The organism is Luteibacter sp. OK325, from assembly GCF_003050935.1.
Taxonomy (GTDB): domain Bacteria; phylum Pseudomonadota; class Gammaproteobacteria; order Xanthomonadales; family Rhodanobacteraceae; genus Luteibacter.
In genome coordinates this window covers 363,915-388,001 of sequence record NZ_QAOX01000001.1, presented here as the reverse complement: position 1 = coordinate 388,001, position 24,087 = coordinate 363,915, and the positions used below count along the sequence as shown (strand labels likewise).

The following is a 24,087-nucleotide window of genomic DNA, read 5'->3' as shown; positions in this document are numbered from 1 at the left end:
GCAGGTCATGGTTCATACCTCGCTCGACCAGCTTCTGGATGCCGTCACCCGTGCGCTGCGTGACGCCGACCATTCCCTCAGACGCCGGGACCACGCCGGGCCTCGCCTTGCCGAACTATCCATGGCCTTCGACTTCCGCCTGCGGTATCGCCGTGTCGCGCGTCGCCGGCGCGAACTGGTCATGCTTCTCGGGCGGCCGCGCTTTGCCTGGCTGGATCGCCGGCCCGTGCATCAGTTGAGACTCGTCTGCCTCGCCGCCTCGAACTGGCAACCCTGCCTGGAAATCGACGGCCGTTTTATCGACCTTCGAGGGTGTGCGTGAGCGTCGCCCGTTATCCCCGCTCACTCAGCGAGCTTCACGTTTCCGCCGAGTGGGAGGCGATTCTGCTGACTTACCTCGAACTCCCGCCCCGCGGGTCGAGTCGATGGTTGTTACCGGCGCGCGGCGCCGTGGTGTTCACGTCAGTACGCATTGCGACGTTCGTCTTGCTTCTTGTTGTTTCCTGACCGGAGATTTCCATGTTACGTACTGTCTTGCTGGGATCCTTCGTGCCTGCGTTGACGCTGGGTGTGTTGGCCACACCGTGCGCCGCAGAAGATGCGCCTTCGCACGACGGCCATTGGCGTGGGGTCGTCACCGCGTCGATCCAGAATACTGTCCGTCTCGATGCAACCATCGATCGACAACGAGCGTCACTACACTTTGGCGAACCAGCCAACTGCAAGATCGTCGCGGACCATCTGCGCGATGCCGATGGCAGCAGCTTCTACCGCTTCCATCCATCGACTAACGGCGGCGGCTTTTGTGCGCGCCTGTACCCGGGTGAACTGATGGTCAATACGCCTGCTCCGCGATCGATCGCTATGGCGTTCCAGCGTGCGGAGTCACGCTGGGCCGGTGTGCTCAAGCGGGCCGACAGCACGAAGGAGTAGCGCCATGGATCCCACCCTGATCGATCGCCTATGGCTGCTCCTGGCCGCTGTCGGTGGAGCGGTGATTCCCGTCGCGTTATCGGATAGTTCGCGAGGCCGCGCTGTCGTCAGGGTCATATGCGGCACGGTACTCGCCGTATTCCTGGCGCCCGCGATCGGCAAGCGTTACGTGAGCGATTCCGACCCCGAGATCCAGGCGGCCGTGGCGATCCTTATCGGCTGTTTCGGGCTGAACCTCACGATGATCGTGCAGGGTGTGATCGAAACCCATGTCGAAAAGGCAACCAAGCGCGTCGTAGGACGCTTTCTTCGAGGTATCGGTAAATGATCGTGATGATGACCTGGTTCAATCTCGTCTGTTCGTCCCTGATCGCAGCTACCGCGCTGTGGCAGGTGACCGATGCGACGCAGCCGCGCCTGGAGCGGCTCTGCATGACGCTTTTGGCATGCGGAGCGGTAGTCAATGTGGTCGGTGTGTCGGAAGCGGTGGCAGGCACCAGCACGGGCCTTCTCTCGCATGCCTTTGTCTGGCCCAGTGAGGCGGCCCTGAACCTCGGTGCCGCCGCCATGCTCATGCGCTGGAGCTATGCCGCCCGCAAAAACCCGGGGACCACGGGTCGGCGACCCCAGGAATGAGCGGATTCGGCAGGGTGCCCGCCGCACCCCGACCGATGAGGGAAAGTGCAGGTATCGACCATGGGCAGCCCGGCCCTGGACGGCCCAGGGTCGAGCTACCGGTCCGGCGCGATCCTCGCGCGGGCTAGCCAACCTGCCATGGGAATTCCGACATGCGTACTTCGACCCGTTTCCTGCTCTCATCCCTCCTGGCGTTGCCGCTGGGCGTGACCGCCGTGCATGCACAGAGCGCCTTCTCCGGTCTGGGACAAGCATCTACCAGCGCCGTGGGTGACGTCAGCTCCAGTTTGAACTATCACGTCTACGTATTTACCCGTGGCGGCACGCGCTACATCCAGGTGAACGACGCCAGTGGTGCCGTGCGTGGCGCGTTCGCCATCACCGCCTACAAGGCGGTCGGCCTGCCCATCGGTTCCGACGCGAGCCGGCTGGCCACGCCGGACGAGCCACTGCCCCCGCCGGCCGTGACCACCGGTGAGACGGTGTATTCGGATACCTCGACACACGTGTTCGTCGCCCCGCAGCCCGATGGCACGATGCAGATCAACCTGATGATCGGCGACTGCAAGAACCCGGCGGAATGCAGTTCGCACGGGCCCTGAGGGACACCGGGCGCCGGGCATTGCCCGGCGCTCTCCCCGCGGCGCAGCCTCAACCGTGGTGGTGCGAGCCGGCGTGCGCGACCAGCGGATGGCTCGCTGCGAGGCGACGCGCCACCCTGACCCCGAACAACAGGGACGTGGAGATGGCGAAGGCCAGGACGACCTGTGCCTGGATCATGGCCGGGTCGCGGAGCTCGAAGGAGGTCGAAGCCAGGGCGATGCTAGCCAGCATGCCGCCGATGGCGCTGCCGTGCCAGCCTTGACGCAGGGTAAGCACGACGACAGGAAGGGCCATGGCCACCCGCACGCATTGCAGTGCCGTGCCATCCAGCTGTGAAGCGGCGACCATCAGCAAGGCGAGGGTCGGGATAGCGATGAACAGTGCGTCGCGCGTGAGACGGCTATGCCACACGGCCTTCAGTGTCACCACGCCGCCGGGCTGCAGGGCCAGGCGCTCGCGCAAGGCGAGGATCATCGGGGTGAGGGTCAGGGCACCGAGATAGGCACCCAGGAACCACGCGAGGAACAGGGGAATGGTGACCCCGGGCGCTTCCGAGCCATCGCCCATGGACACATTGGCCAGAGCGGCGCCGTTGGCGATACCGTTGATCACGGCGCAGACGATGGTTGCCACCATGATCATGCCCATGTGGATCTGGCCGTCTTCACGGAACAGGCCAAAGTGCTTACGCATCCAGGCCACGGCCGGCATCATCAGTGCGATCGGCGGGAACGACACGATAACGGCCCAGAGCACGCCGAATGCCGAGGCATGCAGGGCGGCCATCTCGGCGATGGGGAGCGTTTCACCGACGGCCAGGGCGAGCCAGTAGCGTCGCGGGACGAGAAAGAGGCAGGCCAGGCGCAGGCCGGCGGGGAGCATCCAATGCGAGAAGGATACGTTGCGCGTGAGCTCATAGCAGGCGGCATAAGCCCCGGCGACAGCTAGATAGCGTCCCCAGATTGCCGGATCCCTGCTGATTGAGCCCATGGTCGCCCCTCTGCGCCGATACACCTAGTTTGAAGGGTTAGCGGCCGCACCGCCATCAAATACAGGGCTGCAAACGAGATTTGCCGATTCCGCACGCGAATCGCGAGGGTGAGGCTGCGGCCTACCAGCGAAGCACGCGAGGGCCGATCAGGGCACCCACGGTTGCCGGGATAGTCATGCCGAGCAGATACCACGTGGACCAGAACGCCGGCGACATCTCCGGGCAATGCAGGCAGTAAGCCACGGTAGCGGTGGCGCCCGCGAGCAAGCCCACGGCCGCACCGGTAACGCGCGGCCGCACCGGTGCCATGCCGCGAACGGCCCAGAGCATGGCCGCGAAGGCGGGCATGGACAGCAGCGCGATGAGGATGGGGCAGACACGCCACGTATGGCCCAGCACCAGTGCCACGCGCGAGTCGGTGGACGCCCGCGCCAGCACGACGGCCATACCGGCCCAGGCGACCACGACAGGTGCGGCCAGGCCCGCCCAGCGGGCGCCGATGCGAACACCCGGGCGGGACAGCCGCAAGGTGAGCCACATCGCCGCCGAAGCGATACCTACGGGAAGGGTCAGGCGCAGCCAGAACATCGGCAGATGGACCACCTGGGTGAGATCCGGGCGCAGCCCCAGGCCCGCTGCCATCAACAGCATCGCCGCGACGAGACCGAGCAGGAGCGCCAGGGCGAAACGACGGGCCGGCGCACGGCGGTCTACCGACGGCGTCTGGTTCGCCAACATGCCGATGAAATCGTTTGTCTTCATACGCCGCCCCGTATACGCGCAGCCAGCGCCTTGAGGCCGCGATGCACGCCCACTTTCACGGCCGACTCCGAAATGCCGCAGCGCTGCGCGGCCTCGGCCACGGAAAGGCCCTGCAATTTCACGAAGACGATCGGCAGACGGTGGCGGTCGGGGAGTGCTTCGAGCAGGCGACCGACATCGCGGCGCGCATCGGCGGGTTCGACATCGGAGTCGACGAAAAGGCTGCCGTCGTCCTCGAAGGGCTCGTGTAGTGCTTCGCGCCGTGAATGGGCGCGAAAGAAGTCCATGAGCTTATAGCGCGCGATCGCATGCACCCATGCAGTAAGCGGCTGGTCGTCGCGGTAAGTGTGTCGCGCATTGTGCACGGCGAGCAGTGTCTCCTGGAGTATGTCTTCGACGTCGGCCTGCGCGCGGGGCAGGCGACGGCGCAGGTAAGCGCGCAGGTGGGAACCGAGACCGTCGAGAAAAAGCCGGTACTGGGCGGCATTGCCGCCCAGGCCGAGGACAAAGCAGCCGCGAAGTTCGATCTCCGTGGCCGAAAGTCCGTCAGTCACCCGATCCGTGGGGAATGTTGCTGTCGTTGCTGAGCTGTCCATGGACAGGGATATAGCCATGCCCGGCTCGCTATCGCAAGAGCCTTGAGTCGAGCCTTGCGATGCCGTCATGGGGGCCATGTACGCCTAGTTCGTTCGTGCGGGAGGTTTGGTTACAACGCGCGAAAGAAAGAAAAGCCGACAAGCGTTGTAACCCATCCGCCCACGGTGGCGAATTCATTCGTGAAGCCGGACATCGTGTCCGTCCCTCCCCGAAAGGAGTTCCCATGAACCATCGTCACGTTGCCTCCCTCGCGTTCACCGTTGCCGCCCTGGTCGCTGGTGTCGCCCATGCCGATGCGCAGAAAGATGCGAAGAAGCCCGCCGTCGAGAAATGCTGGGGCGTCGCCAAGGCAGGCCAGAACGATTGCGCCGCTGGCCCGGGCACGACCTGCGCCGGTACGGCCAAGGCCGATTACCAGAAGAACGCGTGGAAGAACGTCCCGGCCGGCACCTGCACCGCGATCCAGACGCCCAAGGGCAACGGCTCGTTGACCAAGGTCGGCTGAACAGGCGTGATGAGCATGTCGCCCGCCGCTGGCATCGGCTTCAAGCCGCAGCACTTCGACGCAGCCATGAGCGGCACGTCGGATGCGTTGTGGCTGGAAGTGCACCCCGAGAACTACATGGTGGATGGTGGCCCGCGGCTGGCGATGCTCGATGCGTTGGCGGGACGCTTTCCACTCTCCCTGCATGGCGTATCGCTGTCACTGGCCGCCGCGGCGCTGCCGAACGCCGCACAGTTACAGCGTCTGCGCCGCCTCATCGACCGGGTCGATCCGGTGCTCGTGTCCGAGCACATGGCCTGGTCGAGCTGGGCGGGACGCTATGTGCCTGACCTCCTGCCGTTTCCGCGGACGCACGAGGCGCTCGCTCAGCTTGTACGCAATGTCGTCCATGCCCAGGAGCGCCTTGGGCGGCGGATATCGCTGGAGAACCCCTCTCACTACCTGGTGCTGGAAGGGCACGAGTGGAGCGAGACGGATTTCCTCGGCGAGCTCGTCCGTCGCAGCGGTTGTGGATTGCTGCTGGACGTCAACAACGTGTACGTCAGTACGCATAACCTCGGTGAGGATCCTCTCGTCTACCTGGATACCTTTCCGCTTCATGCGGTCACGGAGATCCACCTCGCCGGTCACGCCCCCGATGACACCGGCACCGCGCTGCTCATCGACTCGCACGATGCACCCGTCGCCGACCCGGTGTGGTCGCTCTACCGTCACGTGCTGTCGCGTGCTGGCGTCCGACCGACGTTGATCGAACGCGATGGTGATGTACCGTCCTTCACAACCCTGCTTGCCGAGAGGGAGCGCGCCCACGCCTTGCTCAATAGCGAAGGCTTGACCGCATGAACCGCCTCGCATGTTTCCAGAACGACTTCACGAATGCGCTCTACGGAGACGCGGCTGACTTCAAGCCTGCACACCAAGCCGCCTTCGCGATCTATCGCAACACGGCCATGCGCGCCTGCCTCGATGCCCTGGAGGCGAACTATCCCGCCGTCGTTTGCCTGGTCGGGCGTGAGTGGTTCCGCGCTGCCGCCGCCATCCACGTCACCGAGTCCCCACCGCGCGACCCACGCCTGACCACCTATGGCGATGATTTCGCGGGATTCCTCGGCGCATTTCCGCCAGCGTCCGAGCTGCCGTACCTGGCCGACGTCGCACGTCTTGACCGCCTGTGGACGGAGGGCTTCGTCGCTGCCGATGCCGACGTTCTGGACGCGTCGATGATCGCCTCGCTGGGACCCGACGCCCTCGGCGCGCTCAGGCTGCATCGTCATCCGGCGGCGCGCACGTTCGCCTCGTCGCTGCCCGCCGTATCGATCTGGCAAGCAAGCCGGAACGGAATGGCAGTCAGTGCCGATCTGGTCTGGCGAGCGGAGTTCGCCATCGTCACACGCATCGATCACGAGGTGAGCGTCACACCGGTGGACGCAGCGGCATGGCGCCTTTTCCAGGCCAGCACCGAGGGCGCTTCGTTGGCCGACGCCGCGCTTTCGACCCTGGAAACGCACCCCGACACACGCATCGACCTCCTCCTGGCCAGCCTGCTACAGGCTGGCGCATTCGCTACCTGAAGGATCCACCATGGAATCGCTCACCTCCCGATGGAATGCCCTTGCCGATCGCATCGGTGCACTCCTTGGCCATTCGTTCCTCGCCCTGGTCGCGCGGCTCTCCATCGCCGCGATCTTCTTTCAGTCGGGTCGAACCAAGGTCGAAGGTTTCCTCACGATCACCGACGGTACGTATCAGCTGTTCGAGACCGAGTACAAGCTTCCGCTCATTCCGCCGGAGATTGCCGCGCACATGTCGGCGTATGTCGAGACCTTCGTGCCGATGTTGCTCGTGCTCGGCCTGGCGACACGACTCTCCGCCTTCGTCCTGCTTGGCATGACCACGATCATCGAGATCTTCGTCTATCCCGATGCGTGGCCCACTCACCTGTCATGGGCGGCTATCCTGCTGTATCTCATCGCACGAGGCGGTGGCCGGGTGTCGGCCGATCACGTGATCGGCCTGCGTTGAAATAGTTTTGCCTCTCGTGTAACCAACGCCGTGGGCAGGACGAATCAGTTCATGCCACACCGGCAAACTTTCCCTCCCGGAGAATGAACATGCATACCGCCACTCATAGCATCGCCGCTGCCGCCGCCATCTTCGCCGTGTCCGCCGCGGCGATCTCCGCCCCGGCCCAGGCCGCCGAGCCGGCCGCCGGCAAGACCGTGCATTGCTACGGCATCAACAGCTGTAAAGGCACCTCGGACTGCAAGTCCGGTAACCACGCGTGCAAGGGCCAGAACGACTGCAAGGGCCAGGGTTTCAAGGCGGTTTCGATGAAGGAATGCTCGGCCCAGGGTGGCAGCACCACCCCGCCGGCGCAGTAATTTACCTCGCCCGGTCGCCATGGCGACCGGGCTCCTGCCGGAGTACGTCATGCCTTCCCAGTCGCTGCCAGCGTTCCACGGCTTCGGTCTGGGACTGCGCGTCCCGCACTACGCCGACTTCATCGCGACGCAGCAGCCGGTCGACTTCGTCGAAGTGATTTCCGAGAACTTCATGGTCGACGGCGGGCGTCCGCTCGACATCATCGATCGCGTTCGCGAGCGTTACCGCGTCGCCTTGCACGGCGTGTCGATGAACCTTGGCTCGGTGGACGAGGTCGATATCGACTATCTCCGCCGTCTGCGTGCACTGGCGCGTCGGGTCGATCCGCTGTGGATCTCCGACCACGTCAGCTGGACGGGCGTCGACGGCTTCAACTCGCACGACCTGCTTCCGCTGCCCTATACGGAAGAAGCGCTCGATACCCTGGCAGCGAATGTAGCGATAGCTCAGGACGTTCTCGGTCGCGCGCTGGTGCTCGAAAACCCCTCCACGTACCTTGCCTTCGCGGACTCGATGATGACCGAGGCGGCCTTCCTGTCGGCGTTGTGCGAGCGCACGGGGTGCTACCTGCTTCTGGATGTCAACAATATCTACGTGAGCGCGACGAATCACGGCCTCAGTCCCGACGACTGGCTGGACGGCTTGCCACTGGAACGTGTTCGCCAGGTGCACCTGGCCGGACACAGCCAGGGCCGCGACATGTTGATCGACACGCACGACGCGCCGGTGCCGGATCCGGTCTGGCAGCTCTATGCGCGATTCGCTTCGCGACTCGGCCACGTCGCCACCATGATCGAGCGCGACGATCACATTCCGCCGCTGGGCGAGCTCCTCGCCGAATTGCAGCGGGCCCGTGAGATCGCCACGTCCGCGACACGCCGGGCCGCATGAACCTCGACGAGCTGCAGCGCCGTTTCGCCGCCTCGGTGTGCGGCACCCGTGAACCCGGGGACTTCGACACGCGTGGCATGCGTGTTTATGCGAACAATTACCGCGGCCAGCTCGTCACCACGTTGCGCGACATCCATGCGAAGACCCGGCTCTGGCTCGGTGACGAAACGTTCGACATCCAGGCGGAACGCTATGTCGACGCGCACGCGCCATCTTCGTGGACGATAGATGCTTACGGTCACGCCTTTCCGGACATGCTCGAGGCGGCCTACCCGAAGGACCCCGACGTCAGCGAGCTCGCATGGCTGGACGGCGCGCTGCACCAGGTGTTCGGCGGCGCTGATGCCCAGGCGATCGATGCGACCGCGCTGGTCGCCGACGATTGGGAACGTATCGAGTTCGTTTTCGTTCCGAGCGTCCGGTTCCGCCGTATGCGCAGCAATGCCGTGGCTATCTGGAAGGCGCTTGCGGAAGAGACCATGCCGCCGGCTTCCGTGGAGCTCAAGGCCATGGGCGGCGTCCGCGTCTGGCGCAGGGGGCTCTCGCCGCAATTCGCCAGCATGGAGGCCCATGAGTGTGATTGCCTCGACCTGGCACTGACGGGCGCCACGTTCGGCGAGATCTGCCAACTGCTCGGTCGGTGGCACGGCCCCGGCTCGGTAGCAGCCGAGGCAGGGACGTTGCTCCGCGCGTGGGTGGGCGATGGTCTGCTTCTGCGGCTGCGCCAGGGATAGAGCACGCTGGCGGCGCCTCTAAAGGTTGACCCCACGGGCGCGCACGCCGACAATCCGCACAACTCATCCCCTCCCGTGATCCCAGCCGCACCGTCCGGCAGGGAGGTAAGCCATATGCGCAACGTTTTCATCCTCGCCCTTGGCGCGATCCTCGTTGTTTTCGTGTCGCCATCGATGGCGTCCGGCGGCAGCTACCTGGTCGACGATGCATCCACCGCGACACCCGGTCGTTGCCAGCTGGAAAGCTGGCTGCAGGTGTTTCGTGGTGGCACTCACGCCGCGTGGTCGGTGCCTGCCTGTGGCGTTGGCCCGGTGGAGTTCGGCCTTGGCCTCGGTGGTCAGTCCCATCCGGGACACAACCTGCAGAACCCTTCGATCAAATGGCAGCTCCGAGACGGTGACGATGCCGGCATCGGCCTTGCTGTCGCCACGGATACGACGCTGCAGAACGGTCATCGGGTCAATAGCAACGTCTACGCCGCGAGCAACTTCGGTATCGACGACGAGCGTCGCCTGATCGCGAACGTGAACCTCGGCATGACCCGCGCGGAGCAGGGCGCATGGCGACGCCTGGCCGGTGTCGGCTTCGAATTCGCCGTGACCAAACAGGTCGCCCTGCTCGCCGAACGGCTATGGACGGCGCGCCTCTCCCAGGCGACACAGGCAGGCGTACGTTTCTACTTCGGCAAGGACGAGGGTAATAGCGTCGACCTCGTCGCGGGTCGCGAGCGTGAGCATGCCTTGCCGGCATCTCACTGGGCCACGATCGGTCTGAACCTCGCCTTCTGAATGCACCCGGTAGACTGAGCCGATGAACGACGACGCCCACCTCACCCACGGTCTCGCGGGAGACGAACTGCCGCCCGACTGGCCGCCGCTTACCCTGACCGAGGTAGACGTGCTCCTGCGCCGTTATCCCGTCCGTGGCACCGTTGAGGCGTTGCGCTGGCGTAGCCCCAGGCCGTTATCGGCTGCCGCACTCGTACAAACGGCGACGGGCGACGTATTCGTGAAGCGTCACCATCGGAGCGTGCGCTCCGCCTCGACACTTGCCGAGGAGCACCGCTTCGCTGCCCATCTGCGGAAACGCGGAATACCGGTACCGCATGTGTTTCAGGACATCGACGGCGAGTCGGCGGTCGCGATCGGCGAGTGGGTGTATGAAGTGCACAAGCCGGCACTCGGTGCCGACGTGTATCGCGATGCGTTTTCGTGGTCGCCGATCGGTGGCGTCGCCCATGCGCGCGCCGCGGGTGCGATGCTGGCGCGGTCGCACATGGCGGCGCGGGATTACCGGGCGCCACAACGTTCCACGCACATCCTGGTTGCGCGCGCCGAGATATTGTCATCGCCGGACCCGATTGGCGCCATCGACGCGGGACTTCCGTCCCGTCCCGCGCTGGAAGCCTATCTGCGTGAGCGTGACTGGCGCACGGACATCGCCGGGGCCCTGGCACCGTGGCACGGACGTGCCGTCGAAGGCATTTCCCGGCAGTCGCGGTTGTGGACCCACGGCGACTGGCATGTGTCGAACCTGTGCTGGAGCGACGCGAGTGACGACGCGCGAATTACCGATGTCCTCGACCTGGGCCTCTCCGCGGAGACGTTCGCGCTTTTCGACCTGGCCACGGCGATCGAGCGCAACGCGATCGCGTGGCTCGATATCACGCGAGGTGATATCGGTCGTGCCGACCTCGCGCTCGCGCTGATCGACGGTTACCGAGGTATCTGCCCGCTGGCGACGGATGACCTGGCCCTGTTGGCCGACCTCCTGCCGATCGTTCATCTTGATTTTGCCTTGTCCGAGATCGAGTACTTCGAAGGCGTGACGCGGCGTCGCGACCACGCCGATGTGGCTTACCACACCTTCCTGCTCGGCCACGCCGCCTGGTTTACCGGCCCGCATGGACAGGCCCTGCAGGACGCGATCCGCCACGCGGGCCGGCAATTCGTGGTTCAATAGCGGTTCTAGAAGCGGGGGTGCCTGGCGTTGCCAGGCTGAGAGAGTCCCTTGGAACCTGACCCGGTTAGTACCGGCGTAGGGAGCTTGCAGAGCCACGGACGTCCCAGGACGACGTGGCTCGCCGTCGCTTCGTCCGTGAACCTGAAGACGACGATGACTTTTTCCCGTACCCCGCTCGCCCTGGCCTTGCTTTCGATGCTCGGCGTGGCGCATGCCACCGATGACACCGCGCCGCAGAAGGCTCGTACCCTGTCGACCGTGGACGTCCATGCCACCACGTCCACCGGGTACCAGGCGGCCGATTCCCAGCTCGACACCTTCGGCAGCTTCGGCAGCGCGCCGCTGCACGACACGCCGGCGGCGATCACGGTGATCACCCGCGCGCAGATCGACGACCGCCAGCCGCGGACGCTCAGTGAGCTGGTGCGCGGTGACTCGGCAATCAACGACAACTATGCGCCGGCGGGCTATTACCAGGACGTGTCGATTCGTGGTTTCCCACTGGATCTGGCGACGGGCTTCCGCTTCAACGGCATGATCATGTCGGCCGAGCAATTGCTCGCGCTCGAAGGCAAGGAACGGGTGGAGGTGCTGAAGGGCCTCGGTGGCCTGGAAGCCGGCGTCGTCGAGCCCGGTGGGCTCATCAACTACGTCAGCAAGCGTCCGGCGGAAGTGCACACGCTGACGATCGGAACGGACTCGCACGGTTCCAGCTACGAGGCCGTGGACCTGGGCACGTGGTTCACTCCGTCGTTTGGCGTACGCGTGAATGCCGCCAACGAGAAGACGCACGCCGCCATCGAACATACCGATGGCCGGCGCAGCTTCGTGTCCATCGGCGCGGACTGGAAGATCACCGACCAGGCGACCTTGTTGCTGGACACCGACTACCAGACCAGCGGTCAGCGGTCGGCGTCGGGCTATCAGTTGCTTGGCGGCACGCAGATTCCCGAGCATCCCAGTCGCACGCGGCTGCTTGGCTACGAGCCCTGGCAGCGGCCGGTCGGCATCCATTCGAGCAACACCTCACTGCGTTTCAACTACCGCTTCAACGACAGCTGGAATGCGCAGGTGTCCGCAGGGCACAGTCATACGGTGATCGACGACAACGTCGCCTTCGCCTATGGCTGCTTCTATGCCGCCTCGTGCGCGTCCGGTGCGACGCCGGGTTACTTCTTCGCACCTAACGGCGACTACGATGTCTACGACTTCCGGAGTCCGGACGACACGCGACAGAACGACGAGCTGCGCGCGGTACTCACCGGGACGTTCGCGACGGGTTCGATCGACCACGAACTGAACGTGGGCGCCAGCGCGTTCCGTCGCACCGTCGACCAGCGTGCCTATGTGTACGACTACGTCGGCACGGCGAACATCGACGACCGTGTGCCGCCGTATTTCGATCCGTCACCGAACGAGCCGGGCCCTTCGGAACGGCGCCTCACCAGCTGGCAGCGGACGTTGTTCGCGATCGATCGCGTCCATCTCGGTGAGACCTGGCAGGTGCTTGCCGGTGCGCGCCTGGTCAAGCTCGACGAACGCGCATACGACGACACCGGTGCGCTCGAACGCGATACGCGCATGACCAAGACGCTGCCGCAGGCCGCCGTGTTGTGGCAGCCGATCGCGCCCCTGACCACCTATATCAGCTATGGCGAAGGCCTTTCGCTGGGTCGCGAGGCACCGTACTGGACCTCGAACGGCGGCACCACGCTGGCACCGTTGCAGTCGCGCCAGGTCGAAGCCGGTGTGAAGTACGCGGTCAGCGACGCGCTCGACCTGCAAGCTGCGGTCTACCGCATTCGCCAGGCTTATCAGTTCGCCCGCCCTGACGATACGGCGGAAGGCTTCACCTTCGTACAGCAGGGACAGGAGGTACACACCGGCCTCGAACTCAACCTGGCCGGCCGTGTCACCGACAACCTTCGTCTCACCGCCAGCGCCAATGTGATTCGCGCACGCGCCGAGAACACCGGTACGCCAGACTACGAAGACCATCAGGTCGTCAATGTGCCCCGTTGGCGGACGGCTGTTTACGCCGACTACTCGCTTCCGTTCGCCCCGCAGTTGGCGGTACTTGGCGGTTGGCGTTATGCCGGGACCAACGTGGCGACGCCGAACGGCGACACGCGCGTTCCCGCATACCATGTGTTCGACGCGGGCCTGCGTTTCGTCACCGCCGTCGGCGGCCATGCGATGACCTGGCGCCTCAACGTGGACAACGTGTTCAATCATTTCTACTGGCGTGACACCGGTACCTCGGGCGGCGACAGCTATCTCTTTCCCGGCATGCCGCGACTGGCCCGGCTTTCGATGACTTATGACTTTTGAGCTCTCGCTGTTTGAACTTTCCGCCGCGCTGGTCAGCGCGGCGGGCGTGTGGCTGACCGCGCGGCGAAGCCCGTGGTGCTGGCCCGTGGGACTGGTTTCGGTGATCGCTTACGCGTGGATCTTCGTCGATGCCAAGCTGTATTCCGATACGGTCCTGCAGGTGATCTTCGCGGTGCTGATCCTTTACGGGTGGCAGCGCTGGTCGCGGAATCTCGACGGTAGCGGGCACGTCCGCGTGGCGGAGCTGGACACGCGAAGCGCGACCCTCCACCTCGCCGTCGGCACGGCGGCTGCGCTGGCGCTCGGCTATGCGATGCACCGCTACACGGACGCGTCGTTGCCGTGGCTCGACGCGGCGCTCACCGCGTTCAGCCTCGTCGCCCAATGGTGGCAGGCTCGCCGCCACGCGGCCGCGTGGTGGCTATGGATCGCCGTCGACGTAATCTACGTGGGTGAATATGCCTACAAGTCGCTGCCGATCACGGCGGTGCTTTATGCGGGCTTTGTCGTGCTGGCCGCGTTCGGCTTGCGCGCGTGGCGTCGGGAATCGACGGTGCCCGCAGCAGCCTGAGCGCCGTCAGAGCTTCGGGATGCGGATGCGGCTGACCATCAGCGCACCGGACAAGGCGAACATCAGCGACAGAGGATGCAGGCCTAGCGAGGCGATGTGGACGCTACCGAACCATAGGTTCTCATGCAGCGCCCCCATGGAGGCGGCGACGCAGAGGACGGCAACCAGCAGGATCGACGTCGGGATGGGCGTGCCTTCGAAATAGGTGACCTTGCCCTCGGCGTTCGAATTCACTTCGGCAGTGACGTTATAGCGAGCAAGGCGCGAGACCCCGCAACAGACGAAGATCAGCAGGATCGCGCGGTCCAGGCCACCCTGCATGCCGCAACCGTAACCGATGACGGCCGGCGCGACACCGAAGGAGATCACGTCGGCGAGGGAGTCCAGTTCGCGGCCGAGCAGCGACGCCCGCTGGCGCCAACGGGCGATGCGTCCGTCGAGGATGTCGAAGACCAGCGCCAGCAAAACCAGTCCGGAAGCCGCGTACAGGTGCCAGATTCCGCCTTCCTGCAGGTAGGTCATGGTCGAAAAGAGTGCACCCACGCCGCTGGCGGCATTGCCTAGCGTGAACCAGTCGGCCAGGGCGAAGTCGCGGATCATGGAAAACGGTCGCGGTTTCGTGGTCATCGGCTTGCTCGGTTAGACGGGACGTGCAAGCTTACAAGGACTCACATCGCACGATGGCAGGCCCATGACTTCACGTGCCACCCAGCTCGCCGCGCAGCTCATCCGCAACTTCCATGATGCCCCCGCCGAACGCTTTGTCCGCGAGCCCCTTTACGACGCCGTCGGCATTCGCCTCGGCACCGGGACGGCCGCGGAGAAACTCGGTGCCTCTTTCGACATCGTCGCGCCCGGCAAGATGTCCTGCCCTTACCATTTCCACTATGCGCAGGAAGAGATGTTCGTGGTGCTGGAAGGCGAGGGCACGTTACGCGTTGCCGGTGAACGGCTGCCTGTGCGTGCCGGCGATGTCGTCTTTATTCCGCCGGGTCCGGAGTATCCGCACCAGTTCATCAATACGTCCGATGCGCCCCTGAAGTATCTGTCCATCAGCACGCGTGAATCGCCGGAGTTCGTCGAGTATCCGGACTCGGGAAAGCACTCGTCCATCGTCAGCAGGCCCGACGGCTCACGTTTCAGCTATGTGCAGCGGATGGAGAACGGCCTGGATTACTGGGATGGCGAGCCCTAGAGCGCACCGGCCGGCTGCACCAGCACATCGAGAAAGGCCTGCGCTAGGCGACCCGGCGCTTCACCACTTCGTGCGCGATAACCCACGACGATTTCCCAGCATGGTTCCTCGTTCTCCGCGATGTCGGCGAAGGCGATCGGTCTCGCATGGCGGTCATCGCGGCGGATCTTCGCGATCGACTCCGGAACCAAGGCGATGCCCAGGCCTTGCGCCGCGAGTTCGATCAACATGCCCATGTCGTTCACCTCGAAGCGGATGCGCCGGGTGAGCCCCGCCTCGGTGAAAGCCTCGTCGATGAGTTGGCGCATGCCCCAGTCGGCGCGGAGGTCGACATAGCTCTCCTGTGCGAGATCGCTCAACGTGACGTCGTGGGCACCGGCCAGTCGATGCTTGGGCGGGCACACGGCCACCAGGCCTTCGCAGACCAGTAATTTCGTGACCACGTCCGCCACGGGTGTGGTGGGCGGCTGGGTGAAGGCAATGTCCAGGTGGCCATCGCGCACTTCTTCGAGCAGGTTGGCCGAACCGTCGAAGCGGAGTTCGATGTCGATGCCGCCAAAGGCTTCGCGGAACCGTCCCAGCGTGGTCGGCAGGTCGATGAAGGGGGCGAGGCTCTGGATGGCGCCGATGCGTAACCGCCCGCGTGCCAGGCCGTGCACCTGGGTGACCGCCATGCGCGCGGTGCGCGCGGCGTCGAGCACCCGATGGGCTTCTTCCAGCAGGACGCCGCCGGCGGCGGTGAGCGCCACGCTGCGCGTGGTGCGGACGAACAACGGACCACCGAGTTCTTCCTCCAGGCTGCGGATGGTCTGGGAAAGGCCGGACTGGACCACGTTGAGGCGCTGGGCGGCTCGCGTGAAATGGCGCTCCTCGGCGACGGCGATGAAGTATTCGAGCTGCTTGAGGTCCACGGCGTATTGAGTCTCAGGGATGCTTAATTCGATCAGAATTTTCCATTTTACAGATCAATGGCGGGAAGGCTAACGTGAGCAGGTTCACTCCCCACAAGGACTCCCCATGGAATACCGACTGCTTGGCCGCTCCGGCCTCAAAGTCTCCACCCTCACGATGGGCACGATGACCTTCGGCGGCCAGGGCAAATTCGCCTCGGTCGGTAGCTCCGGCGTCGACGAAGCGCGCCGGCTGATCGACATGTGCATCGACGCCGGCGTGAATCTCATCGACACGGCGAACGTCTATTCCGACGGTCGTTCGGAAGAGATTATCGGTGAAGTGCTCGGCGGCAAGCGTCCGAAGGACGTCCTGATCGCGACCAAGGCGCGCTTTCCCATGGGTGATGGCCCGAACCATGGTGGCCTGTCGCGCTATCACCTGATTCGCGAATGCGAAGCCAGCCTGAAGCGGCTGCGCACGGACGTGATCGATCTCTACCAGGTTCACCAGTGGGATGGCCTGACGCCTCTGGAGGAAACCCTGGAAGCGCTCGACACCCTCGTTCGCGACGGCAAGGTGCGTTACCTGGGTTGCTCCAACTATTCCGCCTGGCACCTGATGAAGGCGCTCGGCGTGAGCGAGCGTGAGCACCGCCAGCGTTTCATCAGCCAGCAGATCCATTACACGCTGGAAGCGCGCGAAGCCGAATACGAACTGCTGCCGATTTCGATCGACCAGGGCCTCGGCGTGCTGGTGTGGAGTCCGCTCGCCGGCGGGCTGCTTTCGGGCAAGCACCGTCGCGATACCAAGGCCCCGGAAGGCTCGCGCCAGCTGGCCGGCTGGACCGAACCGCCGATCCGCGACGAAGAGCGCCTGTGGCGCGTCGTCGACGTACTGGTTTCAATCGCCCAATCGCGTGGCGTGTCGGGAGCGCAGGTCGCGCTGGCCTGGTTGCTCGAGCGTCCTGCGGTCACCTCGCTGGTGATCGGTGGTCGTACCGAGGCACAGTTCAAGGACAACCTGGCGGCCGCCGAACTGAAGCTCACGGCCGAAGAGCGTCAGCGTCTGGATGAAGTCAGCGCGCCGCCGGTGCTCTATCCGTACTGGCACCAGTTGATGACCGCATCGGATCGCCTGGGTCCGGCCGACATGCCCCTGCTGGCGCCGCACCTCAAATAAGGTGCTTATTGTCGTTGTACGAACCGGCTACGCCGGCGAACCCTCAGCGGTGATGTCGCGAACGAGGCTTTGCATTGCATTGTGCGGGCGGTTCAACCGCTCGCACGATCACCATAAGGCCTCATTCGCGTACACGACAGCTTGAGGGTTCGCCGCCGAAGGGGCTCGACGCCAGATCAGGTTTCCGGCGGCAGCAGCGGTACGCAGCTGTCGGCGGTGCACTCGATGTGCAGCTTCTGCTGACGGCCCTGGCACTGGGTAAAGAACAACGCGTGCTGTCCGTCGACCTCGACCACGCGGATCATGCGGTCGCACTGCTGGATGGCAGCGACGTTCTGGGCGGCATTGAACATGGAAGTCCCCACGCGCGGATCGAGGCTTGCCGGGCCGCCCGGCTGGAAGGCCGTGGCGATCTCCTGTTCATGCGGCTGAGCACCGTTGCTTGTGGGCGCGTCGGCCACGGCTTTCGTGTCCACCGAGGCGGCCGAGGCGACAGGCGCTCCGGGCAGGCCTGCAGATGAAGCCACGCCGCCCACGTCGGTGCCCATCAGGCGCAACTGGCTGGCGTAGTGGTGCGCGGCGCCGTTCGAGTAATCGATGACGACGCCGATGATGCCGCCAAAAACGATGTTGCCCCAGACCATGCCGCGCGTGGAGGCCGGGAACGACTGCTGGGCGACGGTCGCACCATCCTTGCGGCAGTTCACCTCGAGCGGCTGGCCGGAGCGGTGCACCGTGGCGACACCGGGAGCGGTGACGTTCACCGACCCGCGGTCATTGGTCAGGCGGCAGCTGGCACCGGTAATGACCTGGCCGGATGCCGTTTGCGGCTGGACGCTGACCTTCTGGTGCGTGCCGCCGGTGATCGATGCGCAAGCGGTGACGCTGGCAATACAGGCAACGACAAGGCCGTTCTTCCATAACGTATGCATAGTGCTTTCCTTCGTCTGGCAGTCGCGTGCGTCCCACACCGACACCGAGTCGGGCCGGATACAGGCAACCTGGAAGCGAGAAGTGGCGGTCCGCGTGTCCCCCGACACGAGCGGCTCCGGCGGAAACCAGCCCCCTGACGGTTCCGTGGGCGGAGTTTGAGATATTTCGTAGGTCTTTGTCACGGGTGTCGCGGCCGCCCGTGACCCTGCCGGAAGGCACCGTGTTCTCCATGCGCGACCTGCCTAGAATCGGAGGTGCACCTCGGACCCGGGAGCCACGAATGACGTCGAGAATTTTGCCGTTTTTGCTTACTCTGTTTTGCGGGGTAGGGGTCGTGACCCGCGCGGAGGCGTCGTCCGGGTTGGCGGCTTTCCCCGCCTTCGAGGCCACGGGAACGCAATCCAGCGAGGGACTCGACGCACGTTGGCGGGAGATCGTCGACCGCCGTTCGGGGGCGTACGCGACCCGTGCGACGCATCCCGTGCGCTCCACCGCCGATGGCCTGGACGCCGATGGGCGCTGGCATCAGGACATCTCCGGTGCCGTGCATCCCTTCGATTCGGACGAGGCGAAAATCGTTGCCGTGACGGAAGCCTGGTTGCTGCGCTACGGGTGGCTGGAGAACGACGGCACCGCGTATCGCGATGACGTGCAAGTGGGCGAGAACGGAACGAGCTTGCGTCGGGTCGTGGCAACGCCACGGGATGGGCGGGACGTCACGCTCTGGTTTGACCAGGCCACGAAACACTTGCGGCGCGCGCAATGGCGTTCCTCGTTCCTTACCTTTACACGCGACTTTTCCGACTACCGGGATACGGCGGGTATATCGCTGCCCTATCGCTTTATGACGGTCGCGAAAACGGACAGCGGCACCGAAGACGGCAGCGAAACCGTGCAGGTCGACCGCTACCGCCGTCTGGACGAAGCAGCCCTCGCCACAGCGCTCGCCCGTCCGCCCCGGCTTCCCGGCGACGTCACGATGCGCGGCGATACGCGAGTGGCCAGCGTGCCGATGACGCTTGAAGGCGGCGCGCTGCTGGTCGATGTCTCGATCAATGGGGCAGCACCGTTGCCGTTCATCCTCGACACCGGTGGCCACGCCATCCTCACCGAAGCGGCGGCAAAGAAGCTCGGCGTGCGTGGCCAGGGCAAGGGCGTCAGCACGGGATCAGGCCCCGGCTCGATGCCAACCTCGTATGCGCATGTCGACAACCTCGGACTGGGCGAAGCGAACGTGCGCGACCAGACGTTCCTTGTCATGCCTTTCGGCTTCGGCTTTTCGGATCGCGGGGAGCGTGAACCCATCGCTGGCATCCTCGGGCTGGAGGTATTCGAACGTTTCGCGGTCACCTTCGACTACGACCATCGTCGCCTGTTGCTGTCGCCGTTCGATATCGGAGCGGCGCCGACGGCCATGACAGGCACCAGCGTCCCGCTGCGTTTCACGTTCGACATGCCGGTGATCGACGGCACGCTGGACGGCAAGCCGGGCGTCTTCGGCATCGACACCGGCAATAGCGGACGCCTGCTCATTTTCCCGCAATGGCTGCAACGCAATGGCCTGATCGATCGCTACCGCAAGGGTTATGCCCTGGTGGGTGGCGGTGGTGTCGGCGGCCCTTTCGTATCACGACTCTCGCATGTCGAGTCGCTTGGCATGGGCAGTCTGATCGTGCACGGCCACATCGCCCAGCTCACGCCACCCGATGCCGGTGCCACAGCCAATGTCAGTGAAGCGGGGAATATCGGCCAGGACGTCCTCTCCCGATTCACCGTCTATGTGGACTACCGGCGCGCCGCCATGACGCTGGCGCCTCGTGCGGTTGCGGCGAAACCCGGCAATGCCGACCCCGGCCTGCGCGCCGGACGCAAACCCGACCAGCCCGATCGCTTCATCGTTTCCGCCGTGGTGGCGGGCGGCCCGGCGGCGAAGGCAGGCATCCGTGTCGGCGATGCCATCCTTACGGTAAACGGGGTGTCGGCAGCGCGCCTTGGCGGTTGGGGGCTGCGTGATGTCTTCGACCGGGCGAGCGATGGCCAGGCGGTGGTGCTGGGCATGGTGAACGGGCGAAAGGTGACGCTCCACCTGGTCGACTTCGCGCCCGGCTGAACTTCGCGACTTTTTCAGAATTCTTCCATGGGCGGAAGCGGTGGACTCCCGCATTATTCACGGGTCGCCGCAAGTCACCGGGTGGCAACGGCCGGGGCGTGGGACGCGCTCCGGCCGTTCTACGTTCAGGGCTTCGGTGACGAACCCCAGTCTTCGGGGGTGAATGACAGGTGCAGCACGGTGCGCGTGCCGTCCTCCAGTGGCGGATGGTAATCGAGTGTGGTGCAACCACCGGCCAGCTGGCGCTTTGCCGCCAGGGACATCGCCTTCGCCATCTGTGCGCCATATGCCGGCGTACCCGACCGAGTGAGCTTGAGAGCCATGCGGAAACCGTCGGCGCTGACACCATCGGGAAGATCGCCTGGCGCCGATTCGCCCGGTTGAAGTGCCACGATGTCCATCTTGCGACCACACGTGCCCGCACTAACGACCTCGACGCCGTCGAGAAGGCCCTTGACGAAGGCGTCGGCGTTCTCGGCAAGCGAGTCGACGGCATCCACGGTCGTGGTCAGCCGTATCTTCACGTAATACAGCTTGCGGTAGAACAGGTAGGTTCGTGAGGTCAGCATGTCCTGCTGGGCGTCGAACACGATCGGCAGGAAGCGGCCCTCGATCTTCTTCCCCCCGGCCAACGAGGCGGTATACGCGGATTCGTCGCCCCACCAGACGTTGCGATAGATCTCCTGGCGTTCGGCATAGGCCACCGATTCGCGAAAATCCTCCGCTGCCTGGTGCAGCATCTTCGCGCTGTCGCCTTCACCCGCGGGGTAGATGAACACGTCCGCGATGATCCATTCGGCATGGTCGATGCGATAACGCAGCGACACGCCGGCAGCGATGTCTCCTTCGTCGGCGTAGTTCTTCACGCCAGTAAGCGTGGCGTCGGACAGTCGCTTGGGCGCAATGATCCAGGTGTCGTCCACCACGCCGCGATGGCTGCTCGCGTCGGGCAGGGCGAACGGCGGCGCTGCCGGCGCTTCCTGCGCATGCACACCCAGGCCTGCCGTCAGGCCGAACAGGACGGGAATCACCTTCCACCGCAACATCGTCAACACAACCCCTGGAAAATCGAACGCGAACCCCGTGTGAGCACTATAGCCATCCGTTTGCCTTAACGGGAGCGTCGGGATACATGGAGCCGTCGACGCAGAAAAGCCAGGGTCAGCGTTTCCAATTTTCGTGGAAAAACGACACCGGTTTCCGGCACGCGGCGGTGCAGTTCCCCATCGAGCCACCCCGCGAATACCTCAGGATGGATATACGAAGCACGACACACCGCCGGCGTGTTGCCGAGCACGCTGGCAACCTCCTTGACCGCGGCGGCCAGGACGGCCTTCACGGCGCGTTCGCCACCCTCCTGGGGCAGTGCCGTGACCGCCAGGATGGCGACGGCGTTGACCGTGCCGCCCCAGGTGCGGAAGTCCTTCGCCGTGCACTCGCTGCCGGTCACCTCCCGCAGGTAGTCGTTGACCATGCCTGAGTCGACCGGCTGACGCTGCCCCTCATCGTCGAGGTACTGGAAAAGCCTTTGGCCGGGCAGGTCCTGGACCTTGCGTACGGCCTTCACGAGCCGGCGGTCGTCGAGTGTCACGTCGCGCCACTGGCCGCTCTTGCCGCGGAAGTGGAACTCGATGCGACCGTGGCGCGCGGCAACGTGGCGGGAGCGCAGGGTGGTCAGGCCGAAGGAGTTGTTCTGCTTCGTGTATTCGTCGTTACCCACGCGGATCATGGTCTCTTCGAGCAGGCTCACCACGAGCGCCAATACCTTCTCGCGGGGGAGTCCGGGCAGGGCGAGGTCCTTGCGCAGGCGTCGGCGCAACCGCGGCAGCGCCTCGCCGAACTCGATGATCCGTTCGAACTTGTCACGGTCGCGCACGCTCCGCCATTTCGCGTGATAGCGGTACTGCTTGCGCAGCCGCGCATCGCGTCCGGTGGCCTGCAGGTGCCCACGTTCGTTCGAGCAGATCCATACCTTCGTATACGCCGGCGGGATGGCCAGGGCGCGGATGCGCGCAAGCACGTCCTCGTCGGTGATCCGCTTGCCGTCGACATCCATGTACTGAAACGAACGCCCGCGCTTGCAGCGGGTGATGCCGTTGTCGGTGTCGCACACGTAGACCAGGCCCGCCGCTTTCGCGTGGGCGCGTTCTACATCGGGCACCACGAGGGCGACGTCGGGCGGCTTCCTGGACATGGCCGGCAGTGTGAGCCGGCCGGCGATCAAGGCACGGTGAACGCGGCGTCAGTCGACGCGGCAGTACACGGCCTTGAGATATCGGTTCTCCGGGACATTGCTCGCCACCGGGTGGTCCGCGCCGGCTCCGTCCACATGGAGGACCTGGATGTTGCGGCCCGCATTGAGGGCGACGCGGCGGATCATCTCGAGGAAGTCGTCCTCGCTGACCAGGCCCGTGCACGAGCAGGTCAGGAGGATACCGCCCGGCGCGATCACGTCGAGTGCCGTGCGGTTCATGGCGAAGTACTTCTTCAGCGCGTTGACCACCTGGTTGCGGTCGCGCGTGAGCTTGGGCGGATCGAGGACGACGGCGTCCCAGGTGTCGCCGCGTGCGATCGCCGCGCGCAGCCACTCGAAGACGTCACCCTGTTCGAACGTTGCCTCGACATGGTTCAGCCGGGCATTGTCGCGAGCGACTTCGAGAATGGCCGCGTCGGCGTCGACACCCATGGCTTCGCTTGCGCCGGCCTTCATCGCATGCACGGCGAAGCCGCCGGCATTGCAACACAGGTCGAGCACGCGACGCCCACGGGCAAGCTGGGCGAACCGGCGGCGGTTGTCGCGCTGGTCGGCGAAGAAGCCGGTCTTGTGGCCGAGGCCCGGCGCGGCATGGAATGCCAGGCCGTGCTCGTGCACGTCCACCGCGGCGGGTGCATCGTTGGAGCGAACGTCGAACGATTCCTGCCGTTGAACGTGCTCCTCGGCGAACCAGTAGAGCGACGCACCGGGAAAGTGGCGCTGCAGCTCGGCGTGGATGGCCTCACGGAACCGCCACATGCCGGCGGCGAAGTACTCGACCACGAGATGGTTGGCGTAGCGGTCGACGACCAGCCCGGAGAGACCGTCACCTTCACTATGGACCACGCGCCAGGCGTCACTCACCTCGTCCAGCCGGAGCAGTTCGCGGCGCAGCTCCACGGCCTTGGCGATGCGCGAAGCGATCCAGCCCTGGTCGATCGCCTGGTCGGCGTCCGTGGTGAGCAGGCGCAGCGCGACGCGCGCATGGCCGTTCCAGAATCCACGCCCGACGAAACGACCCTTGGCATCGAGCACGTCGACGACGCTCCCGGGCGGCAGGCGTTCTTCGGGTTTGACGATCTGGGCCGACCAGACCCAGGGGTGGCCGGGGACGCGGTCGGTTTTCAGGCGGATGCTGGGCAGGGCAGGGGTATTCATCCGGGAATGATACCGGGGCTCAGCGACCGAAGCGCAGGATCAGCCAGGAAACCAGGGCCAGCAGGTTGATGCCCAGGTGCGCCGGCGACGGTCCACCGAGGGCGAGCAGCCAGCCGTGCGTCGCGATGGACCAATCGAAACCCAGCCGCGGGGCGTGCTGCAGGGTGATGAAAAGATTGGCAAAGGCACCGCTGGTCAGCGCGTAGCTGAAGACCGGTGTCGCGATCAGGGGTGCCTGGAGGAACTGCGCCCAGATGGACATCTGCGTGCCGCGGCCGTCGTTGCTGGCCAGCAGGATGCCGGCGACCAGGATGAAGGCGAACAGCAGCACGCCGAGTACGGCGACGATGGCATCGACGCCACTGAAGCGGCCGCCGAGGAGGCGATCGAACTGGTGGACGAGGCCGAACAGGCCGCCGGCGATTTCAAACACGGCAATGACGCGGGTGAAAAAAGAATGCATGG

General features: G+C 65.0%; 29 protein-coding genes and 1 riboswitch. Of the genes, 19 read left to right on the top strand and 10 right to left on the bottom strand.

The genetic code is table 11. From position 1 onward, the window contains the following. Positions 1–7: 7 nt before the first annotated feature. From C8J98_RS01705 to C8J98_RS01685, 5 genes are all read left to right on the top strand, one after another. Positions 8–322 carry a hypothetical protein gene (locus C8J98_RS01705; RefSeq protein ID WP_107910305.1) on the top strand — a complete coding sequence of 105 codons (315 nt, stop codon included), beginning with the start codon at positions 8–10 and terminating at the stop codon, positions 320–322. Positions 323–519: 197 nt separating this feature from the next. Next, positions 520–933, top strand: coding sequence for a hypothetical protein (locus C8J98_RS01700; protein ID WP_107910303.1), 414 nt, complete (start codon positions 520–522; stop codon positions 931–933). A 4-nt stretch (positions 934–937) separates the two neighbouring features. Beyond that, a complete protein-coding gene (locus tag C8J98_RS01695) occupies positions 938–1,261 on the top strand; it encodes a hypothetical protein (protein ID WP_107910301.1) in 324 nt (107 codons plus the stop codon). Continuing rightward, complete coding sequence (locus C8J98_RS01690; RefSeq protein WP_107910299.1) at positions 1,258–1,569, top strand: hypothetical protein; 312 nt, start codon at positions 1,258–1,260, stop codon at positions 1,567–1,569. The genes C8J98_RS01695 and C8J98_RS01690 overlap by 4 nt, the downstream gene beginning before the upstream one ends. A gap of 152 nt (positions 1,570–1,721) precedes the next feature. After that, positions 1,722–2,171 (top strand): hypothetical protein, encoded by a 450-nt coding sequence (locus tag C8J98_RS01685; RefSeq protein WP_107910297.1) that lies wholly within the window; start codon positions 1,722–1,724, stop codon positions 2,169–2,171. A gap of 49 nt (positions 2,172–2,220) precedes the next feature. Here the strand turns inward: C8J98_RS01685 and C8J98_RS01680 are convergent, their stop codons facing one another. The 3 genes from C8J98_RS01680 to C8J98_RS01670 form a co-directional block, all read right to left on the bottom strand. Further along, positions 2,221–3,162 carry an MASE1 domain-containing protein gene (locus C8J98_RS01680; RefSeq protein WP_107910295.1) on the bottom strand — a complete coding sequence of 314 codons (942 nt, stop codon included), beginning with the start codon at positions 3,160–3,162 and terminating at the stop codon, positions 2,221–2,223. Between the two features lie 121 nt (positions 3,163–3,283). After that, a complete protein-coding gene (locus C8J98_RS01675; protein ID WP_107910293.1) occupies positions 3,284–3,925 on the bottom strand; it encodes a DUF1109 domain-containing protein in 642 nt (213 codons plus the stop codon). Then, entirely contained in the window at positions 3,922–4,539 is a 618-nt protein-coding gene (locus C8J98_RS01670; protein WP_199229775.1) for a sigma-70 family RNA polymerase sigma factor, read from the bottom strand. Before C8J98_RS01670 ends, C8J98_RS01675 begins: the two co-directional genes overlap by 4 nt. Before the next feature lie 206 nt (positions 4,540–4,745). Between C8J98_RS01670 and C8J98_RS01665 the strand changes: the two genes are divergently transcribed. From C8J98_RS01665 to pnuC, 11 genes are all read left to right on the top strand, one after another. Then, positions 4,746–5,027: a DUF2282 domain-containing protein gene (locus C8J98_RS01665; protein WP_107910289.1), complete on the top strand. Its 282-nt coding sequence runs from the start codon at positions 4,746–4,748 to the stop codon at positions 5,025–5,027. Between the two features lie 15 nt (positions 5,028–5,042). After that, positions 5,043–5,870, top strand: a complete 828-nt coding sequence (locus C8J98_RS01660; RefSeq protein ID WP_107911110.1) for a DUF692 domain-containing protein — start codon at positions 5,043–5,045, stop codon at positions 5,868–5,870. Further along, positions 5,867–6,598 (top strand): DNA-binding domain-containing protein, encoded by a 732-nt coding sequence (locus C8J98_RS01655; RefSeq protein WP_107910287.1) that lies wholly within the window; start codon positions 5,867–5,869, stop codon positions 6,596–6,598. The genes C8J98_RS01660 and C8J98_RS01655 overlap by 4 nt, the downstream gene beginning before the upstream one ends. Positions 6,599–6,608: 10 nt before the next feature. Then, positions 6,609–7,049 carry a DoxX family protein gene (locus C8J98_RS01650; protein WP_107910285.1) on the top strand — a complete coding sequence of 147 codons (441 nt, stop codon included), beginning with the start codon at positions 6,609–6,611 and terminating at the stop codon, positions 7,047–7,049. 89 nt (positions 7,050–7,138) lie between these two features. After that, positions 7,139–7,408: a hypothetical protein gene (locus C8J98_RS01645; protein ID WP_159892425.1), complete on the top strand. Its 270-nt coding sequence runs from the start codon at positions 7,139–7,141 to the stop codon at positions 7,406–7,408. A 49-nt stretch (positions 7,409–7,457) separates the two neighbouring features. Further along, entirely contained in the window at positions 7,458–8,300 is an 843-nt protein-coding gene (locus C8J98_RS01640; RefSeq protein ID WP_107910281.1) for a DUF692 domain-containing protein, read from the top strand. Next, the gene (locus C8J98_RS01635) at positions 8,297–9,034 is read left to right on the top strand and encodes a DNA-binding domain-containing protein (protein ID WP_107910279.1); all 738 of its coding nucleotides are present in this window, start codon (positions 8,297–8,299) and stop codon (positions 9,032–9,034) included. The genes C8J98_RS01640 and C8J98_RS01635 overlap by 4 nt, the downstream gene beginning before the upstream one ends. A 114-nt stretch (positions 9,035–9,148) precedes the next feature. Beyond that, on the top strand, positions 9,149–9,823 hold the full coding sequence (locus C8J98_RS01630) for a hypothetical protein (protein WP_107910277.1): 675 nt from the start codon (positions 9,149–9,151) through the stop codon (positions 9,821–9,823). Between the two features lie 22 nt (positions 9,824–9,845). After that, on the top strand, positions 9,846–10,997 hold the full coding sequence (locus C8J98_RS01625) for a phosphotransferase (RefSeq protein ID WP_107910275.1): 1,152 nt from the start codon (positions 9,846–9,848) through the stop codon (positions 10,995–10,997). A gap of 3 nt (positions 10,998–11,000) precedes the next feature. Continuing rightward, a riboswitch (TPP riboswitch) is annotated at positions 11,001–11,096 on the top strand. A 54-nt stretch (positions 11,097–11,150) separates the two neighbouring features. Beyond that, positions 11,151–13,328: a TonB-dependent siderophore receptor gene (locus C8J98_RS01620; RefSeq protein ID WP_107911108.1), complete on the top strand. Its 2,178-nt coding sequence runs from the start codon at positions 11,151–11,153 to the stop codon at positions 13,326–13,328. Next, positions 13,318–13,899 carry a nicotinamide riboside transporter PnuC gene (gene pnuC / locus C8J98_RS01615; protein ID WP_107910273.1) on the top strand — a complete coding sequence of 194 codons (582 nt, stop codon included), beginning with the start codon at positions 13,318–13,320 and terminating at the stop codon, positions 13,897–13,899. The genes C8J98_RS01620 and pnuC overlap by 11 nt, the downstream gene beginning before the upstream one ends. 6 nt (positions 13,900–13,905) lie before the next feature. On the opposite strand, the gene C8J98_RS01610 is transcribed toward pnuC, so the two are convergent. Continuing rightward, a complete protein-coding gene (locus tag C8J98_RS01610; RefSeq protein WP_107910271.1) occupies positions 13,906–14,526 on the bottom strand; it encodes a CDP-alcohol phosphatidyltransferase family protein in 621 nt (206 codons plus the stop codon). 64 nt (positions 14,527–14,590) lie between these two features. Between C8J98_RS01610 and C8J98_RS01605 the strand changes: the two genes are divergently transcribed. Next, a complete protein-coding gene (locus C8J98_RS01605; RefSeq protein ID WP_107910269.1) occupies positions 14,591–15,094 on the top strand; it encodes a cupin domain-containing protein in 504 nt (167 codons plus the stop codon). Here C8J98_RS01605 and C8J98_RS01600 read toward each other — a convergent pair. Continuing rightward, entirely contained in the window at positions 15,091–16,005 is a 915-nt protein-coding gene (locus C8J98_RS01600) for a LysR family transcriptional regulator (protein WP_107910267.1), read from the bottom strand. The two genes, C8J98_RS01605 and C8J98_RS01600, sit on opposite strands and share 4 nt — an antisense overlap. A 106-nt stretch (positions 16,006–16,111) precedes the next feature. On the opposite strand from C8J98_RS01600, the gene C8J98_RS01595 reads away from it, so the two are divergent. After that, positions 16,112–17,167, top strand: coding sequence for an aldo/keto reductase (locus C8J98_RS01595; protein WP_107910265.1), 1,056 nt, complete (start codon positions 16,112–16,114; stop codon positions 17,165–17,167). A gap of 176 nt (positions 17,168–17,343) precedes the next feature. On the opposite strand, the gene C8J98_RS01590 is transcribed toward C8J98_RS01595, so the two are convergent. Then, on the bottom strand, positions 17,344–18,099 hold the full coding sequence (locus C8J98_RS01590) for a hypothetical protein (RefSeq protein ID WP_107910263.1): 756 nt from the start codon (positions 18,097–18,099) through the stop codon (positions 17,344–17,346). Positions 18,100–18,434: 335 nt separating this feature from the next. Between C8J98_RS01590 and C8J98_RS01585 the strand changes: the two genes are divergently transcribed. Further along, positions 18,435–20,210: an aspartyl protease family protein gene (locus tag C8J98_RS01585; protein ID WP_158272562.1), complete on the top strand. Its 1,776-nt coding sequence runs from the start codon at positions 18,435–18,437 to the stop codon at positions 20,208–20,210. A 125-nt stretch (positions 20,211–20,335) separates the two neighbouring features. On the opposite strand, the gene C8J98_RS01580 is transcribed toward C8J98_RS01585, so the two are convergent. The 4 genes from C8J98_RS01580 to C8J98_RS01565 all read right to left on the bottom strand — a co-directional run bounded on the left by C8J98_RS01580 (position 20,336) and on the right by C8J98_RS01565 (position 24,085). After that, complete coding sequence (locus tag C8J98_RS01580) at positions 20,336–21,256, bottom strand: hypothetical protein (protein WP_107910259.1); 921 nt, start codon at positions 21,254–21,256, stop codon at positions 20,336–20,338. 65 nt (positions 21,257–21,321) lie between these two features. Next, the gene (locus tag C8J98_RS01575; RefSeq protein WP_107911106.1) at positions 21,322–22,404 is read right to left on the bottom strand and encodes a DNA topoisomerase IB; all 1,083 of its coding nucleotides are present in this window, start codon (positions 22,402–22,404) and stop codon (positions 21,322–21,324) included. A 48-nt stretch (positions 22,405–22,452) separates the two neighbouring features. After that, on the bottom strand, positions 22,453–23,622 hold the full coding sequence (locus C8J98_RS01570) for a class I SAM-dependent rRNA methyltransferase (protein ID WP_107910257.1): 1,170 nt from the start codon (positions 23,620–23,622) through the stop codon (positions 22,453–22,455). A gap of 19 nt (positions 23,623–23,641) precedes the next feature. Further along, the gene (locus tag C8J98_RS01565; RefSeq protein WP_107910255.1) at positions 23,642–24,085 is read right to left on the bottom strand and encodes a hypothetical protein; all 444 of its coding nucleotides are present in this window, start codon (positions 24,083–24,085) and stop codon (positions 23,642–23,644) included. Positions 24,086–24,087 lie beyond the last annotated feature (2 nt).